This is a genomic window from Sphingobium sp. LMC3-1-1.1, assembly GCF_040676285.1.
Taxonomy (GTDB): domain Bacteria; phylum Pseudomonadota; class Alphaproteobacteria; order Sphingomonadales; family Sphingomonadaceae; genus Sphingobium.
The window spans coordinates 102247-116858 of record NZ_JBEGHQ010000004.1; the positions used below are offsets into that span (position 1 = coordinate 102247).

At 60.4% G+C, this 14612-nt stretch carries 18 protein-coding genes; 3 read left to right on the forward strand and 15 right to left on the reverse strand.

Annotated elements, in window-relative coordinates:
* Positions 1–158 precede the first annotated feature (158 nt).
* Positions 159–1133: a tyrosine-type recombinase/integrase gene (locus tag MRBLMC3_RS07975; RefSeq protein WP_363827414.1), complete on the reverse strand. Its 975-nt coding sequence runs from the start codon at positions 1131–1133 to the stop codon at positions 159–161.
* Positions 1134–1453: 320 nt separating this feature from the next.
* Between MRBLMC3_RS07975 and MRBLMC3_RS07980 the strand changes: the two genes are divergently transcribed.
* The 3 genes from MRBLMC3_RS07980 (at position 1454) to MRBLMC3_RS07990 (ending at position 3346) form a co-directional block, all read left to right on the forward strand.
* Positions 1454–1882 carry a hypothetical protein gene (locus tag MRBLMC3_RS07980; RefSeq protein WP_363827417.1) on the forward strand — a complete coding sequence of 143 codons (429 nt, stop codon included), beginning with the start codon at positions 1454–1456 and terminating at the stop codon, positions 1880–1882.
* 1216 nt (positions 1883–3098) lie between these two features.
* Complete coding sequence (locus tag MRBLMC3_RS07985) at positions 3099–3164, forward strand: excalibur calcium-binding domain-containing protein (protein WP_363827559.1); 66 nt, start codon at positions 3099–3101, stop codon at positions 3162–3164.
* Positions 3161–3346: a hypothetical protein gene (locus tag MRBLMC3_RS07990; protein ID WP_363827420.1), complete on the forward strand. Its 186-nt coding sequence runs from the start codon at positions 3161–3163 to the stop codon at positions 3344–3346. Before MRBLMC3_RS07985 ends, MRBLMC3_RS07990 begins: the two co-directional genes overlap by 4 nt.
* A gap of 106 nt (positions 3347–3452) precedes the next feature.
* Here MRBLMC3_RS07990 and MRBLMC3_RS07995 read toward each other — a convergent pair whose 3' ends face one another.
* The 14 genes from MRBLMC3_RS07995 to trbJ all read right to left on the reverse strand — a co-directional run bounded on the left by MRBLMC3_RS07995 (position 3453) and on the right by trbJ (position 14611).
* Positions 3453–3893, reverse strand: coding sequence for a MarR family transcriptional regulator (locus MRBLMC3_RS07995; protein WP_363827423.1), 441 nt, complete (start codon positions 3891–3893; stop codon positions 3453–3455).
* Between the two features lie 39 nt (positions 3894–3932).
* Positions 3933–4862 (reverse strand): phytanoyl-CoA dioxygenase family protein, encoded by a 930-nt coding sequence (locus MRBLMC3_RS08000; protein WP_363827425.1) that lies wholly within the window; start codon positions 4860–4862, stop codon positions 3933–3935.
* Positions 4863–4883: 21 nt separating this feature from the next.
* Positions 4884–5504 carry an acyl-homoserine-lactone synthase gene (locus tag MRBLMC3_RS08005; RefSeq protein ID WP_363827428.1) on the reverse strand — a complete coding sequence of 207 codons (621 nt, stop codon included), beginning with the start codon at positions 5502–5504 and terminating at the stop codon, positions 4884–4886.
* 72 nt (positions 5505–5576) lie between these two features.
* Complete coding sequence (locus MRBLMC3_RS08010; protein ID WP_363827431.1) at positions 5577–6278, reverse strand: helix-turn-helix transcriptional regulator; 702 nt, start codon at positions 6276–6278, stop codon at positions 5577–5579.
* Between the two features lie 215 nt (positions 6279–6493).
* Positions 6494–7153 carry a S24 family peptidase gene (locus MRBLMC3_RS08015; protein WP_363827434.1) on the reverse strand — a complete coding sequence of 220 codons (660 nt, stop codon included), beginning with the start codon at positions 7151–7153 and terminating at the stop codon, positions 6494–6496.
* Positions 7154–7343: 190 nt separating this feature from the next.
* On the reverse strand, positions 7344–7847 hold the full coding sequence (locus MRBLMC3_RS08020) for a hypothetical protein (RefSeq protein ID WP_363827437.1): 504 nt from the start codon (positions 7845–7847) through the stop codon (positions 7344–7346).
* Between the two features lie 50 nt (positions 7848–7897).
* Positions 7898–8290: a hypothetical protein gene (locus MRBLMC3_RS08025; RefSeq protein WP_363827439.1), complete on the reverse strand. Its 393-nt coding sequence runs from the start codon at positions 8288–8290 to the stop codon at positions 7898–7900.
* 28 nt (positions 8291–8318) lie between these two features.
* On the reverse strand, positions 8319–8963 hold the full coding sequence (locus MRBLMC3_RS08030) for a hypothetical protein (protein ID WP_363827442.1): 645 nt from the start codon (positions 8961–8963) through the stop codon (positions 8319–8321).
* A gap of 351 nt (positions 8964–9314) precedes the next feature.
* On the reverse strand, positions 9315–9542 hold the full coding sequence (locus tag MRBLMC3_RS08035) for a DUF2274 domain-containing protein (protein ID WP_363827445.1): 228 nt from the start codon (positions 9540–9542) through the stop codon (positions 9315–9317).
* Positions 9543–9551: 9 nt separating this feature from the next.
* Positions 9552–10820: a TrbI/VirB10 family protein gene (locus MRBLMC3_RS08040; protein ID WP_363827448.1), complete on the reverse strand. Its 1269-nt coding sequence runs from the start codon at positions 10818–10820 to the stop codon at positions 9552–9554.
* A complete protein-coding gene (gene trbG, locus MRBLMC3_RS08045; RefSeq protein WP_363827451.1) occupies positions 10817–11659 on the reverse strand; it encodes a P-type conjugative transfer protein TrbG in 843 nt (280 codons plus the stop codon). The genes MRBLMC3_RS08040 and trbG overlap by 4 nt, the downstream gene beginning before the upstream one ends.
* The gene (gene trbF, locus MRBLMC3_RS08050) at positions 11656–12435 is read right to left on the reverse strand and encodes a conjugal transfer protein TrbF (RefSeq protein ID WP_363827453.1); all 780 of its coding nucleotides are present in this window, start codon (positions 12433–12435) and stop codon (positions 11656–11658) included. The genes trbG and trbF overlap by 4 nt, the downstream gene beginning before the upstream one ends.
* Positions 12436–12437: 2 nt before the next feature.
* Complete coding sequence (trbL, locus tag MRBLMC3_RS08055; RefSeq protein ID WP_363827455.1) at positions 12438–13736, reverse strand: P-type conjugative transfer protein TrbL; 1299 nt, start codon at positions 13734–13736, stop codon at positions 12438–12440.
* Between the two features lie 125 nt (positions 13737–13861).
* Positions 13862–14611 carry a P-type conjugative transfer protein TrbJ gene (gene trbJ, locus MRBLMC3_RS08060; protein ID WP_363827458.1) on the reverse strand — a complete coding sequence of 250 codons (750 nt, stop codon included), beginning with the start codon at positions 14609–14611 and terminating at the stop codon, positions 13862–13864.
* Between the last annotated feature and the right edge of the window lies 1 nt (position 14612).

Genomic DNA, 14612 nt, shown 5'->3' on the forward strand with positions numbered 1-14612 from the left:
AAATCTCTTCCTTGCCGGCGATTTAACCATTGGATCGCGGACGCCGATTCGTTTTCGGGATTTCATCCGTAATGCTGCGCGATCTCTCCATAGTGGCGGGGCGGTCCGATTGGGCTTAGCGTAGTATTTCGCTCCCTTCCGCAAACACTCCCATTGCGTCAGCGCAGTTTTGAGATGAGCCGGCCTACCGCACCAGCTTCGGCAGCCAGGTTGCGGTTATAGGCGAGAGGCATGCGCGGGCTTTTCCAGCGCAGCGCGTCCATGATGCCGGCGAGATCCTCGCCGCTGGCGAACAAGTCCTGGTTGAGCCCCACCCGCGTCGAATGCGCACTGACCCCCTTGAGCAACCGCGCCAGATCGTCGACCGTCAGATCGCCCAACGCGCCGCGATCAAAAGCCCGCTGAATGATCGCCCGCCAGATCGGTCCGATCGAGCCGGGATGCAGTGCCCCCTCCCCTACATCATACTCCACCCGAGCCGGCACGGCCCGTTTCGGCAGCGTCTTGCGTAGGTCCCATGTCTCGCGGCTCGATATGCTGTCGATCGGTCGCCCTTTCACCGCAGGCCGCGCCTCGTAGCGCCGCACCTGCACCCGCCGGAACAGCGGCCCCGCCTCTATGCCGGCCGCTTCGGTCCAGGCCGCGATCGCCCGCATCGACCGCGGTGACAGGAAGGCGGTAGTCCCCTCCCCTTCCTGGTCACCCTTGCTGCGCGGAATGGACAGCAGCCGTGCTTCGGGATCGAGTGCTTCGAGGATATGCTCGACCTCGATCGACACCAGTTCGGAAGCCCGCAGACCGGTGTCATAGGCAACCGACAGCAGCGCGCGGTCGCTCAGGCCCGTCAGATCGTCGCCGCAAGCTTCCAGCAGTGCCCTCACGTTGATCCCGCGCGGCTTGTCACGCTCGACATCCTTGACCGGCCCCTTGAACCGCAGCGGGCGCGCCTGGGCCTGCGCGGTGCCCTTCGCCCGGCGGATCGCGCGCAGCCGCAGCTTGACCAGCTCAGCCTGCGTCGGATCCTTGAGGTCGAGCAGTTGATGAATCTTGGCGATCGACGCCTTGTAACGACCCAGCGATGCCGGCAGAGCCCCCTGCCCTGCCCGGGCGTCCAGATAGTCGGCGACGATCACATTCCTTCATTTGCAGCGGTTAGAACGCATGTTGAATCGCAAATTGGTCGCCCTCTCACCGCTGCGGAAGCACGGCAATTAAGGAGCGAAACTAGCACCATTATAATCGACACAGATATCCATCAGCAAATTTCCCGAACATATGGCGGGCGAAATTCCAGTACCCAGATAGGCGCTGATGCTTCCGATCTAGGAAGGGCAGCGCGCCTTGACGAAGCGGCCTATCAGCAGGCGTTGCGGGATCGAGGCTATTCACAACGACAGATAAATGATGCATTCGCAAAATTGCACGAGGCCAATCGTGCGAAAGGATATTATCCATGAACCGCTTGGAAGACCTCCTGGGATTGAGCTACGATAAACTCGCTTCTTCGAAGGAGTTTATTGGTACGCCTATTCCCGAGCTTGAGAAGATCGAAGACCAAAGCTACTTGAGCATTTATGATCGGGGGGTGTCTTTCGTTCTTCCTGACAACAAAACAATAGGGGCCGTGCAGCTTCACTCTCACGGCCATGAAGGATTTTCCGGTTACGCGAATGCGCTGCCAGCGGGTTTGTCGTTTAGCATGAATCGGGAGGAGGTTCGAAAATTGCTTGGCGAGCCGGATCGGAGCGGTGAGGAAGGTGAGGTGCTGTTCCTTGGGAAGAAGCCTGCTTGGGATAGCTTTTTCGAAGGAAGCTTTCGGATTCACGTCGAGTACAATTTCGGGCAAAGCGCTCTACAACTTATAACGATCACTGCGATGTAGTTGCCGCAGAACTCGATATTTCTGTAACGCAACGAGTTCATTGAGGATTTATCGCCGCAGAGACAGCAGCGCCGCGAGTGCTTGGGCCCACTGGTGATGTTTATAGCGTCTGACCTGCCCCCCGAAAGTTCCCTCATTCTGATGTAGAGTCTGTCACTGTAAGGAGCAGACGCATGAGGAAGAGCCGTTTCTCGTCCATCAACAGCAGCAGAGTGGCTGGCTCCTTCTGCAGCGCTAGATCCTATAAGCTCCATATTGAGGTGCTGCGGGGCGCATCGGGCCGTTTCCTTGGCCCGGGCGATCTGGGCGGCACAATCAACCTTTCGCAAGCACCCGCTGAAACATTGTCAGCTGAAATTCGAGGTCGCGGTCGGCATGGGAAAATTATCGCACACAGGTCGATCTCACCGGCAAGATCATCGATGACGGCGCCATTTGCGGATGTGTCGAAGGTGAACCATGCGGCCGCGCGGAACGCGTCTTGGCCGACGAGACATCTGTGCGCTTCCCGAAATTGATCCCGTCACCGGTCAGAGAAGCTGAAGAAATTGCCGTCGCTAACCCGGGCGGACGAACACGGTGGCACCTATTGCTCAGAGCCTAACTACGCACACAACCGCTGCTGCAGTTCAACCATCCCGAATCCGGGCGGCGATCCCTGAAGGAGTATGGCCGGACGATTTCATCGGCGGCGAAGAGCAATGGGGATGGCGTATCGTGCGAAAGCATCTGTTGAGCGCGCCGGCGGCAGGGGCGAACGCGATCGCCTGCCTGCGTCCGGATCAGTTTGCAGATATCGCCGCTTATGGCTGGGATGCCGCGCCTGGAGCACGTCAACAGCATAGTGTGGGGGAGTAGCGGATTTTCCCGAGATCAAACCCATCTAGCCATTCATTGCCGCAAATTTAGCCGCCACGACAATGCGAAGCCTCCTGAAGATGTGGCCGGGGGCATCGACACCGCCCAAATACTCACGGCATAAGCTCAATCCGAATCGGGGGAAGGCGATGAATAGGCGATTATTTTCCTGTCGCTCCTGGCGGCAATGAGTGTCGGCAGCGAAAGTGAAGCTGAAGCGCGGCGGCGAGGATCGAGACGGACAGGTACCCGGCGCCATGTCTCTTCGGGATCCAACCGTTCCTATCGATCTTATGGTAGTGGCGGCGAATATTATGCCAATTGCTCCCACGCACGTGCCGCAGGCGCCGCGCCAATCATGGCAGACGAGGCGGGCTATTCACGCCGCCTGGACCGGGATGGCGACGGGGTAGCGTGCGAATGAAACGGCACAATCGGCCCACATGGCGTCTTGTCGTCCTGGTTACGCTGGCAGCGGCAATCATTGCGACAATCAGTGGCGACCATGGTTATGGCTGGCTTTTCGTGGCCGGGCATTTCATGGTCGCCTGGGTCTTTATCGGCGCCTTCGCGATGCTGGGGAAGGCACTGTTCGGGCGGCGATAACCCGTCTTGGGTGTCGCCTGTGTCCGCGAGCCGCAATCGACACCTCCATATATCGAGTACTATGGACTGTGCCACGGCATCCCTTGACGATTGCGGCTCCTCCCGGTCAGGCAGCCTGAACGCCTTCAACCGTCCAAGACGTCAGCAACCGGTCAACCTTCGCATGCCATTCCGGCGTCAGGAAGATGAAGACCCGTCTATTATCGAGCGGATCTTTCCGCCTTGCGACCATGCCTCTTTTTTCCATCATGGTGATGTACCGCAAAGCAGTCGTGGACGGAACCGCGGCCGCGATGCAGAGACTTGACGCACTGATATCGCGCTGTGCATCTGCGTTGACGAAGAGGTCGAGAAGCATGTCCCAGGCCGGATCGGCGAACAGATCGGAACCAAGCTGCCGGTCGCGATGCCTACGCAGGCGGATCAAGGCTCGGGCCAGTTCGGCATTCGAACCGAACGGCGCCGAGGTCGTGGCGGGTGGAACAATAGCGTCCCTCGCCCTCGTCTTGATCCGAGCGATTACCTCGTCGGCCAGCTCTTCGATCATCCCGTCCGGTTTTCCGGAGGAGGGGCTTTCTCTGCCCATCTATGCGCCTCCGGCCAGCAATTCAGGATGCCCCTTTCCCCGCCTCGACACATAGTCGGTGATCAGATCTATCTGATCGGGTCGCAAGCTATCGACAGCATGCAGATTGTCGGGGACTTCATCCTGGAGGAGGATGGACGGACAGCGCCCTTCATAATTGCCCAGATTCGGGCGATGCTGCTGATAGCCGACGAGGGCGGCCAGTTCGGGCGAAAAATGCCTGGCAATCTCGGGCGGATAGGCCAGCCACTGATTTTCATAGGGCTTGAGCCATCCCAGGCAATAGCTGACAATAACGCCGCGTCTGATCAGTTCGCTCCGATTATGGCCCGCGCCGTGCAATGTCGAACCCAGATAGAGAAGCGCCGATCCCGGTCGCATTTCGGCATCCATCGCATCTTGATCCGGCAGGATCATTTCATCCTGCTGCCGATGACTCTCCGGCCAAAAAATGGTCGCTCCGGTTTCTCGGCTATAGTGCGTGGTCGGCCACATGATGTTGACGAGATACTCCACCTCCCCCTTGGGGCCCTGCCACATATCCTGATCGCGATGCGGCACCTGGGCAGGGGAACCGGGATGGACCTCCACCGCCTGGGTCAGATTGAGCTGGATGACATCGCAATATGGCTGCAGAATTTCACGCACGATCCCGAGAATGAGTTCATGCTGAACGAGCGAAGCGGCGTGACGCGAGCGGGCGAGCAGCCGCCCGAAGCGTTTCGTGCGCGACCCGTAGAAGGGACCCTCGCAGAAGGGAGTTGACGAAAAGCGATCGACAAGCTCTCCGTCCAATTCTTCGACGATCCTGGCATCCACGAGGTCGGGAATGATGACATAGCCGTTTGCGCCGAGCTGCGCTGCGTAAACCGACGCGATATCCTGCAGGCGCGCGCCGTCGCTCGCGCCAATGTTGTTTGGCGAGTACATGGAGAATCCTTTTGTAAAAAGTTAGGCCGCTTTGGGCTGAGACCCGAATGTTAATCCGGAGCTGGTATAGGTACCCGCCTGCCGCAGAAGGTTGATCGTCTCGGTGCCGACATGGATCTGGAGCGAACCCAATAATGATTTGCCGACGGGTTTGGGAATGCCCAGCGGATCGCAACGCCACCCAAGGGCCAGGATTTGCGTCAGCCATCCCACTTCCGCCACGCCGGTGTAGCTGCTGATGCCGGTCAGTAGCGCATATTCGACCAGCGCGGTGGCGAGCCTGTTGCGAACCTCAAGTCTTTCCGCCGCCCGCAGTCGCGGAGACAGGCATAGCCGGGTTATCTCTCGGATCGAAGATCCTCTCGGGACCGGAACATCGCAAAGATGAGGAAACAGGTCCCCCAGAATGTGCGGCCGATCCGTTCGCAGCAACCGGACAGACCCCATATGAGCGTCGGTAGCCTTATCCGATATAATCAGATATTCTGAATATTCGTCATCGAACTGATCGCGCTCATAGGTTCCGTCCGAATGGATATCCCATTTGAGAATATCGATGAACACCCTCTTTCTGTCCATGAACATGGATTCGAGAGGTTTCCTATTAACATTTATATTTTGTGAATTGACCAGATGAAGCATGAAACCCTCCGCTATGGAGAGTTCATCTCGTTCATAATGGACCGATCGAGAATTCCCTCTAAAGGGGGATGGTCAGAGCAGATCGCACAGAGCTAACTGCCCGTCATGCACTGCGCGCAGGACAAGTTGCACTCGCCTCGCCACGCCATAGCGCTCGCGGGCTGTATCCAGATGCTGGGTGACGGTGTCCTCCTTGATGCCCAGAATCGTCGCGATTTCCCAGTCGGACTTGCCGCGTCCCGCCAGCAGGACACAATCGAGTTGCCTGGGACTCAAAGCCACCTTTTGCAAATTATTGGCGGCGGCAGCAGCCTCGAGCGCCAGATTCCGGGCGGTCTGAAACGCAAAGGAGCCGATCAGTTGGACCGCGCCCATATGCTCACGTCGAAGGGTTTTCCCGGTACGAACCGCAAAACTACAGGATCCGTTCGCTTCGCCTGGCAGATTGGCGGGAACGGTAACTCCATCGCCAAGACCTTCCATCGCCGCCGTTTCCAGCACTTCCTTATGCTTCTTTGTCAGCTGGATCATGTTCGGGACATCCGACCAGGCAAAGGCGATATTCGTGGCATAGCTGGCCATGTGGATCGGATCCCAGGAATATAATTGCTTCTCGAGAAAGCGCTCGACCCAGGGTTCGGGGTAATTTTCCAGCCTGATCGAGGCCGACTTGGAACCCAGGCGATGGTCCACATGGTGGATCAGGGCATAATGATCAAAGCCCATCTCCGTTGCGACCTGCTCCATCAGCAGTTCCAGGTCGCGAAGGGTCACAACCCCCCTCGCCGCGTCAGTAAAGCGCTGTGCGATCCGGAAGGACTCCATCGCGTCCTCCCGGTCCCTCATACCCAATGATCCCACGGCCCCACCCCATGTCCGTTTCCCCAGAATGATATATGGTTAACCCGTAGGATTTTCCTACGAGATTCTGGCAATCCATATGGGAAATTTACAGGATCTGGAAAAACTGGGGCTGGGATCCAACGAGGTCACGCGCATCGGTGCAGTCGACGACCATACCAGACCACGCGGCCAATCATCGCGATCGCGTTAGAATCGACGTCTTTCCATTGGGGATAAGCAGGATTGTCGCTGCCGACCGAGAGCTGCCCCCGGAGCGGCCCGATAACGACACGCTTGACCATCAGTCCGTCATCCAGACGCAGGACATAGATGCCATCCCGTATCCGCGACGCGCCATCGTCATGATCGATCATGATCTCGTCACCGTCGCACAAGGTAGGCGCCATCGACTCGCCCTGGACGTGAATGATCGAAATGCGATCTGGTTTCACCCCCAGGGCGCGCAACCATCGGGAGTCGAAACACATGCTGGCGCTCGACTGCTCCTGTCCCTCCAAGGACCCGTGACCGGCCGATCCACCGACGGAAAGGATCGGAACAGCGATCGGATGCCCCGCTGGTGCCGGTGCGAGCGGTGGCCCTTCATTGCCTCCAAGCTCTTCCTCGGAGACGCTGAAATAATGGGCGAGAATACGGCGATCCTGCTCGTCCAGCTTGCGCGGCGTTCCCCGTCGAATAAATTGCTGAATATAAGACGAATTCCGTCCTATGAGCGCGGAAATGCGAGCATAGCTATCACGCCGAGCCGCAATGAGGTGCTCCAATTTTGCTCGCACAGCATCCATTTGACGGTCTGTGCCCGCAAGTTGATGTCATTCAGATTAACGGCGTCTCCAGCAATCTGTCGCCGGCGTAGCAAAAAGCTATTGGAAGTCAGGCTTGCAACGGGCTAGCAGTGCCTGTCTGGATAACGCGGCCACGCCCGACAGCGAAATAGGTAACGCTCCGATCGGAAATGCGCACCCCAAATCATGGTCAGTAGGCGATCGAAAGCGGCGCGGCCACGGGAGCCTCGCCTTCGGCGATATAGCCATGAATGATATCGCCGGCCTTGAACGTGGCATTGCCACCCTTGTTGAGCAGCCCCAGAAGTCCAAAACCAAGCACCCCCAGGATGACACCCCCGGTATTGGCGTCGCCTTCCGCGCCCTTCGTTCCGCTCAGCGCGACCGGGCCCCAGCGCGTATCGAGATGAAGCAGGCGCAAGCTGATCTGTCCCCTGCCCCCGGCGGCACTTGTCCCCTGCGCCGAAATTACCTCGCCCCAGGCCATGGTTCCGATGGGGATGATCACCGCTCCGTCCGACATGATCGGAGAATTGACGCGCAGCTTGAACCGGTCCCCAATTTTGGCAGACCGGCTGTTTACCTCCTTGATGACCATGAGTTCAACGTCCGTCCCGCGAATCCAGCGTGGAGGCTGGTCGGAGGAAACCGAACCAGAACCGGCCGTTGCCGGGATCTCCTGCGCGAGCGCCAATCGGCTGGTCAGCAGGAGACCCGAAACAAGCGCGGCCCGCAGCATGAAAATCAATTGCTGCCGGACACGCCAGCAGGCGCGGGGGTGGCACCGGCGGATAAAAACCTCACGGCGACACCGGTCGCATTGGCCTTGCCCCAGCTGAAAGCCGACACATGGGCGTCGCCATATTGTGCCTTGACCACTGCGTCCGCGCCAAGCTTCCGCGCGCGCTCCCAGAGCTCCTTGTAGATCTTTTCCTGCGAGGGCGATTTGCTGAAGACCGTGGCCTTGCGGACACCGGCCTTCACTTCACCCAGGACCTCATAGGGACGATCGGTGATATCATAGGGAAATACCGGCACACCGACATCCTCGTTCACCAGCGGCGCGACCGGAGCCGGCTGGGCAAGGACCGGGGGGGCGACAGCAACGGCCAGCGCCGCGAACCATATTGAACGCATGATCTTCATCCTTACTGATGGAATTGTCTTACTTCGCACCCATTGGCGCGGTCGCAGCCGATGCCGTTTGTCCGGCGACCGGAGCGAAGGCTGCCGTTGCGACAGGAACGGACATCGCCGGCGCGGCAACCGCTTCGGCAAAGACCAGGGGCACATCTTCACCGATAAATCCCTTGACCTGCGACCCGGCCGCGATTTTCGCGCTGGTGCCGGTGGTGAAGAAGCCGACGACCGGCACGAAGGCGACGGCAGCGACGACACCCGCGGTTCCGGTGACGCCCTTGTCGTCAAACGTCCCGCTCAGCCTGATCTGGCGGCCATTGACGCTGACATTGAGCAGCGACGCGGTCAGGTGTCCCGACTTGCCCCACATCCCCTTGTTGCGCACCTCGGTTATCTCGCCCATGGCAGGCGAGCCCACCGGAATGACGACCTGCCCGTCGACGACTACCGGCTCGATCACGGAAAGCCGGAAATGCTGGCCGACGCGCAGATTCTTGCCTTCCGTTGTCAGCGGCTCCTCGAGCTTCAACTGAATTTCCGTGCCGGTGCGCAGCATGTTGCCAGCGGCTGCGCCGACCGCGAGGGTCCCGGGAGCAGGCGTCGTGGGCTGCGCATGGGCCAAGGTCGGCACGGCCATCGCGCATGCCAGTGCAACATAGATCGATCTCATTGATTTTCCCCCGTTTCGACCTTCCCCAAGGTCAATTGAGCTGTTGGATGGTGCCGTTCGGGAAGTCAAGCGGGCATGGGGGCAAGCCTGCGGATAGCCCCCGCTTTCAAACCGCATAGGGCGGCCTGCCAAGGCAGGACCGGGACAGGAGAATTTGGTCCATTTTGGCGGCAACCATCTTTCCGGGGCGCATTCCCTTCCGACGATCTTCTTGAAGGTCGAATGCTCAACATGATGCGCATGCTGGCAACCAAGAACGTACCCTTCCACCCGACACGGGTCCGCCGCTCCTGGCCCTCTCTATCGGGGCGAGACGAGAAGGACGTTGCACGTCAGGCCGTTGGAATTCGATCATGCTCCGCGCTCCAGCGCTGCCCTTCCCTTCAAAAAGACTTTATCGCTCTCCAAAAAGGTAACCAGCATTGCGGGGACCAACTCGACCAGCGGCTCCTCCTTTCCATAGACCTGTCTATACAGCGTCGCATAATCAACCAACGCTTGATGAAGATCCGGCAGAACCAATATCGTCAACTTCACCGGAGTACGATCTGGAATTCGCGGCAACTTTAGTTCCGTCATGATATACTCCTATTCTCTCCACGTTGGCAGGATCAGGTCACGCTGCACCAACAGTCTCACCGGCGTTCCTGGCCGGATCGTGATTGTAGGCTGGACCTGAAGATTGCGCTGCGTGATCTGATCGCCCGCTCGCGCGACATTTTGCTGCGTCGCCTCGCGGATCGCCTGAACAAGATCGCTTTCCCCCGAAAAGCTGAGATTGGCTCCAATCCCAAGCCACGTCGCCATGGCAACGCCTTTCAACAACCGTCTGCTGTGCTGGTCCACCCGGTCGCTGAGCCCGACATAGCCGGCCGGATCGGTGGCAGGTGCATTATCCAAGCGGATGGAACTGCCGTCCGGCATGATGATCCGCTGCCACGCAATCAATGCACGGCTCTGGCCGTAGGCAACGACGCTGTCATATTTCCCGATGAGCCTCGCGCCCTGTGGAATGAGCAAGATGCGGCCAGTCGCACTGTCATAGACCCGCTCCGACACTTGTGCGGTAACCAGACCCGGCAAATCGGAGCGAAGACCGGTTATAAGGCTCCCGGCAATTACGCTGCCCGCCAAGACCATGCTCGCCGAAATTGGCTGCTCGAGAGTGTAAGGATTTGTGGTGCCTCCCCTGTCTGCCGCTGCCATGAAACGCAGCTTGTGCTCCTGGGCGTTTGGATCGCTATCCGGATCGACGGGAGTCTCAGTCACCGATGCCGGAGCAGACTGATCCATGGATGCGGGCATGCCAATTCCATCGCTTGTCGGTTTCGATCTTTGCGCTGAAGTCGTTGCCAGCAAGGCCGATTGCCGGGCTGACCGCAATTCAGCGATCGCTCGCTCCCGCGCTGCGGCTGCGTCCCTTGCGGCTAGAGCGGCTGTGTTATCCCCGGCTGGCGGCTGGTTCGCGAGCTCGCGCCGCCGATTGAGGATAGGCCGTCCCAAATCACCCGGCAACGGTGGCCCTAATTGTGGCACCGCGTCATAGCTTTTCGGCAGACCAGAAAGGGCATCGGCAGGCGATCCCGTCTTTTCCGCACCATCGGCAAACATTGCCTGACCGCCATGCCGATCTGCAGAAAGCGCCCACCACGCCGTCCCTGCCAGTGCGCAGGAGACGACCGCAACCGCACCGATCAAGACCTCTCGCTTGAACCGCAAGGCACGAACCGGCTGACCACGCAATTGCAAGGAAGCAGGATTTTCCTTTCGGGAGGCGTTTGCCGTGGTGGTCGCCATTGCCGCTTCCTCGCCCGGCCCCGCCGCCAAGGCTGGCTCCTCATGTCCGATCTCCGTCATGAGCGCCTCACAGACTTGCCGGGGGCCACGCGGCTGATCCGAACGATCTGCTGTTTCTTCGACCCGAACCGGAGTTCCGCCTGATCGAAAATCCGGTCCACTACGTAAAAGCGGCCCTTGACCCTATAGTTGACCAGTTGCACCTCCCCCTTCTGGTCGACCAGAAAAAGTGGCGGCGCATCACCCACGACAATGGATGCGAGAAACTCGACAAAGGTCTGGCGGCCATCGTCGAACACACGCAGGGGCCGCCAGGCAGGCCTGTCACCGGAAATCTCATAATCGAAATGCAGTTGCTCGACAGCAATCCCGGCCGACACCGGCTCCCGGGCCTTCGCCTCGTCCGTCGCGCGGCGCAGCGCAAGCAACGCATCCTGGGGATAAGACCAGGAAATGCCGGTGAGCGCCGACCGGGCCGTGCTCACCAGTGACAGGTGATAGGCGCGCCGATCGGTCGTGATGAGGAGATTGGTCGAAAGCCCGGCCATGCTCGGCTTGACCAGCACATGGATCTGCTTCGTAGCCCCCTCGCCGCTGCTTGTGTCGCCGATGATCCAGCGCACGGTGTCACCGCTCGCCACCGCGACCAGTACCTCACCTGGTTCGAGCGAAATGTCGGTGACATGTTCGGGCGCGGCAATCAGCTTGTAGATGGTGCCGATGGCATAGGGATAGACCTGCACCGCGTTGAGGAACCTGTCCGCTTTTGGACTCGACGTCGCCGCCTGATTGGCCGCATTGACGATGGTGGATGATCTCGCCCCGGTGGCATCTGCTGCCCTTGCCGGACACGCGATGAGTGGCAGCAGAGCAAGCGGAAGGACATGATAGGGTTTCATCGGGCTACCTCCGGCATATCGGTGGATGGACGAGAAACGACGAACGGTTTCGGCGCCGCAGGTGCGGCCGCCTGCCCGGCACCGGGGGCATCGCCATCCACCTCCCGGCTCCAATCGATGCCATCCACATAGATGCCGAGCGGATTGCGGCGCAGGCCGTCGGCCGTCCGCTGTATTCGGGTGCTGACGGTAAGGATCGCGGTCCAGCGTGAGGTGCCCGCGAGGCTCCCCCGCTCATATTCGCTTTCGATCCATTTGAGCTGGAAGGACCGGCCCGACGCGCGCAGCACGCTGGTCACCTGCACGGAAACCGTGCGCTCCCCGATCCGCGCGAAGGGCTGTCGGACACGCGCATATTCGCCGAGGAACAGCCCGCCCCGCTCCGACACGAAATCATAGGCCTGGAGCCAGTTGCGGCGCATCAGTACCGGATCGAGCGATACCCCGCGGACATTCTCGATGAAGCGGGCAAGCTGCCAGGCGATCTGGGGATCGGTGGGCTGATAATTGCCTTCCGCCTCTGTCACCGCCCTTGCCTCGCCGAATCGGTCGACCTCCACGACATAAGGCACGACCCGGCTCTGCAACGACTGCCAGATAAGCCCAATCGCCATGGCGCTCGACAGGGTCAGGGTTCCAAAGGCCATCAGCCGCCAATTACGGGCCTGCACGCGCGCGCTGCCGATCCGTTCATCCCAGACCTGGCCGGCTCGGCTGTAGGGCGTCTCGGGCTGCGGTGTCTTGCCATATCGCTGGATCGCTCGTCGAAAGATCATGATCAGTCGTCCTTTTCATGGATGTCGGGGGTGGCTGCCGCGCCGCCGCGATCACCTTCTTTCAGGGTCTGCACGGCGAGATGCCGGTGATGCCTGCCGTCCTGCCGCCGCTGCATGGCCTGCGCCCAGTTCGGCACACTACCGGGCGACGATGAGTCGGATGCATCGGCTGCGCCGGTTCCCAGCGCCGACCAGACTGCTTCCCGGCCATGCTCAGCGGCTTCGCCAAGTCCGAGAGCCTGTTCGGCCTTGTTGCGCAGCCCGTGCGCGGCAGCCTTGGCCACGCCACCGAGGCCGGCGGACATACTGTTGGAACCGGATGTTTCCTGCCCCAATTGATAGGCGGCCTGCGCGGTAGTACCCAGACTCGTGCCAGCCCGGATCGCGGCCAGCGCGCCACCGGACAGCGCGCGTCCCGCACCCATCATTGCTGCGCCGCCCAGCATCGCGACACCGGCCGCACCGGCTACCCCCCCCACGGCAGCGCCCGCCCCCAGTTGCGGTGCGCCGGAGGCCAGTCCCGACGCCATGGCCGGCGCGAAGATGCCCAAGCCAAACAAAGCGAGCGCTGCGAGAACCAGGCTCATCGCCGCGCCGATATCGGGCTCCTGCCCGTTCAATGCGCCCACCATCTCGGCAAAGAAGCTGGAACCGATGCCGACGATGACGCCCAGCACCATGACCTTGATCCCGGAACTGACGACATGACCCAGCACGCGCTCGGCCAGAAAGCTGGTGCGGTTCCAGAGCGCAAAGGGAATGAGAATGAAGCCCGCCAGCGACACGAGCTTGAACTCGATCACGGTGACGAACATCTGCACGGCAAGAATGAAAAAGGCGATGATGACGATCGCCCAGGCGAAGAGCAGGACAGCGATCATCAGGAAATTGTCGAAAAAGCTGGTGAAACCCATCAGCTCGGAAGCCTGGTTGAGCAGCGGCCACGCCGCTTCGAATCCCGTTCCGGCGAGCCGTCCGGGTTTGAGCAGATCATCCGCCGTGATGCTGCCCCCGCCCGCGGTCAGGCCCGCCACGGCAAAGGAGCGGAAGATGATCTCCGACAGGGTCGAGAAGCTGTTGATGATATAGGCGAAGGCACCGACAAACAGGATCTTCTTCAAAAACCGGCCGATCACATCCTGCTCGCCACCCATCGCCCAGAAAAGCGCCGCGAGCGTGACGTCGATCCCGATCAGCGTCGCGGTGAGAAACCGAACATCGCCGCCGAGCAGGCCGAAGCCGCTGTCGATATAGGCGATGAAGGTCGCCATGAACCGGTCGATGACGTTGAGGTCAGACATGGTCTGTGATCCCTGGCAATAGGTGTCGCGGAGTCCCGCCATCGAGAGGGGCTGACAGGCAGCGAGGCTCCGCGACGAGGCAGCGTCCGGCCGTGGGGGAGCGGTGGGACCGGCGCTGCCTCATCTCAATGAGGCGTGTAAGCCGAACCCGTGCCCAGGAACTGCCGGGTCGCGGCACGCGCATCGGCATCGGCCTGAACCCGCCGCGCCTGTTCCACCGCTTCGGCGCGGTAATGCGCGGCCATCATATTCTGAATCTGAAGCTGCTGCTTGGTGGCGAGCGCGAGCAGCTGGTTGGTCGCCTGGGTCGCCTGCAACGCGCCTTCCGCATCCTGGCTCCTGGCGGACAGCGCTTCCAGCGTCTGCGCGTCCTGTGTCACATTGCCGACCACCTGGGACTGAACGGCCATGCTCTGCTGGAAGGCCGCCATGGCGGTGTCGAAGCGGTCGCGCGCATTTCCCAAGCGCACGTCCGTCCGCAGCGCGGCATTATAATCGGACGGGAACAGGCGGTGGAACTGCGCGTCGAGATTGCCGATCCTGAAATCGATGCCCTGCGCCTGCCCCATAAGCTGGTCGACCGCGCGCAGCTTGTCGGTCAGCTGCTGAAGTTCGGGGAAGCTGATGCGGCTCAGATTTTTCGCCATGTTGGTCAGCATGGACGCTTCGTTCTGGAGCGACTGGATCTGCTGATTGATCTGCTGGAGCGTGCGCGCAGCAGTGAGCAGGTTCTGCGCATAATTGGCGCTGTCGAACACGGGGATGGCGTGCGCCGGGCGGCTCTGGACCAGGAAGCCCGCGCCCGCCGCACCGGCGGCGCCGAGCGCCAAGGTGGACGCGATCAGATATTTGCGGACGAGCAAACGGGATTTCATC

Excerpts from the sequence above, each read along its gene's own strand:
- MRBLMC3_RS07980 (WP_363827417.1), top strand. The coding sequence starts at position 1,454 with ATGAACCGCTTGGAAGACCTCCTGGGATTGAGCTACGATAAACTCGCT.
- MRBLMC3_RS07990 (WP_363827420.1), top strand. The coding sequence starts at position 3,161 with ATGAAACGGCACAATCGGCCCACATGGCGTCTTGTCGTCCTGGTTACG.
- MRBLMC3_RS07995 (WP_363827423.1), bottom strand. The coding sequence starts at position 3,893 with ATGATCGAAGAGCTGGCCGACGAGGTAATCGCTCGGATCAAGACGAGG.
- MRBLMC3_RS08000 (WP_363827425.1), bottom strand. The coding sequence starts at position 4,862 with ATGTACTCGCCAAACAACATTGGCGCGAGCGACGGCGCGCGCCTGCAG.
- MRBLMC3_RS08005 (WP_363827428.1), bottom strand. The coding sequence starts at position 5,504 with ATGCTTCATCTGGTCAATTCACAAAATATAAATGTTAATAGGAAACCT.
- MRBLMC3_RS08015 (WP_363827434.1), bottom strand. The coding sequence starts at position 7,153 with ATGGATGCTGTGCGAGCAAAATTGGAGCACCTCATTGCGGCTCGGCGT.
- MRBLMC3_RS08025 (WP_363827439.1), bottom strand. The coding sequence starts at position 8,290 with ATGCGTTCAATATGGTTCGCGGCGCTGGCCGTTGCTGTCGCCCCCCCG.
- MRBLMC3_RS08030 (WP_363827442.1), bottom strand. The coding sequence starts at position 8,963 with ATGAGATCGATCTATGTTGCACTGGCATGCGCGATGGCCGTGCCGACC.
- MRBLMC3_RS08035 (WP_363827445.1), bottom strand. The coding sequence starts at position 9,542 with ATGACGGAACTAAAGTTGCCGCGAATTCCAGATCGTACTCCGGTGAAG.
- MRBLMC3_RS08040 (WP_363827448.1), bottom strand. The coding sequence starts at position 10,820 with ATGACGGAGATCGGACATGAGGAGCCAGCCTTGGCGGCGGGGCCGGGC.
- trbG (WP_363827451.1), bottom strand. The coding sequence starts at position 11,659 with ATGAAACCCTATCATGTCCTTCCGCTTGCTCTGCTGCCACTCATCGCG.
- trbF (WP_363827453.1), bottom strand. The coding sequence starts at position 12,435 with ATGATCTTTCGACGAGCGATCCAGCGATATGGCAAGACACCGCAGCCC.
- trbL (WP_363827455.1), bottom strand. The coding sequence starts at position 13,736 with ATGTCTGACCTCAACGTCATCGACCGGTTCATGGCGACCTTCATCGCC.
- trbJ (WP_363827458.1), bottom strand. The coding sequence starts at position 14,611 with ATGAAATCCCGTTTGCTCGTCCGCAAATATCTGATCGCGTCCACCTTG.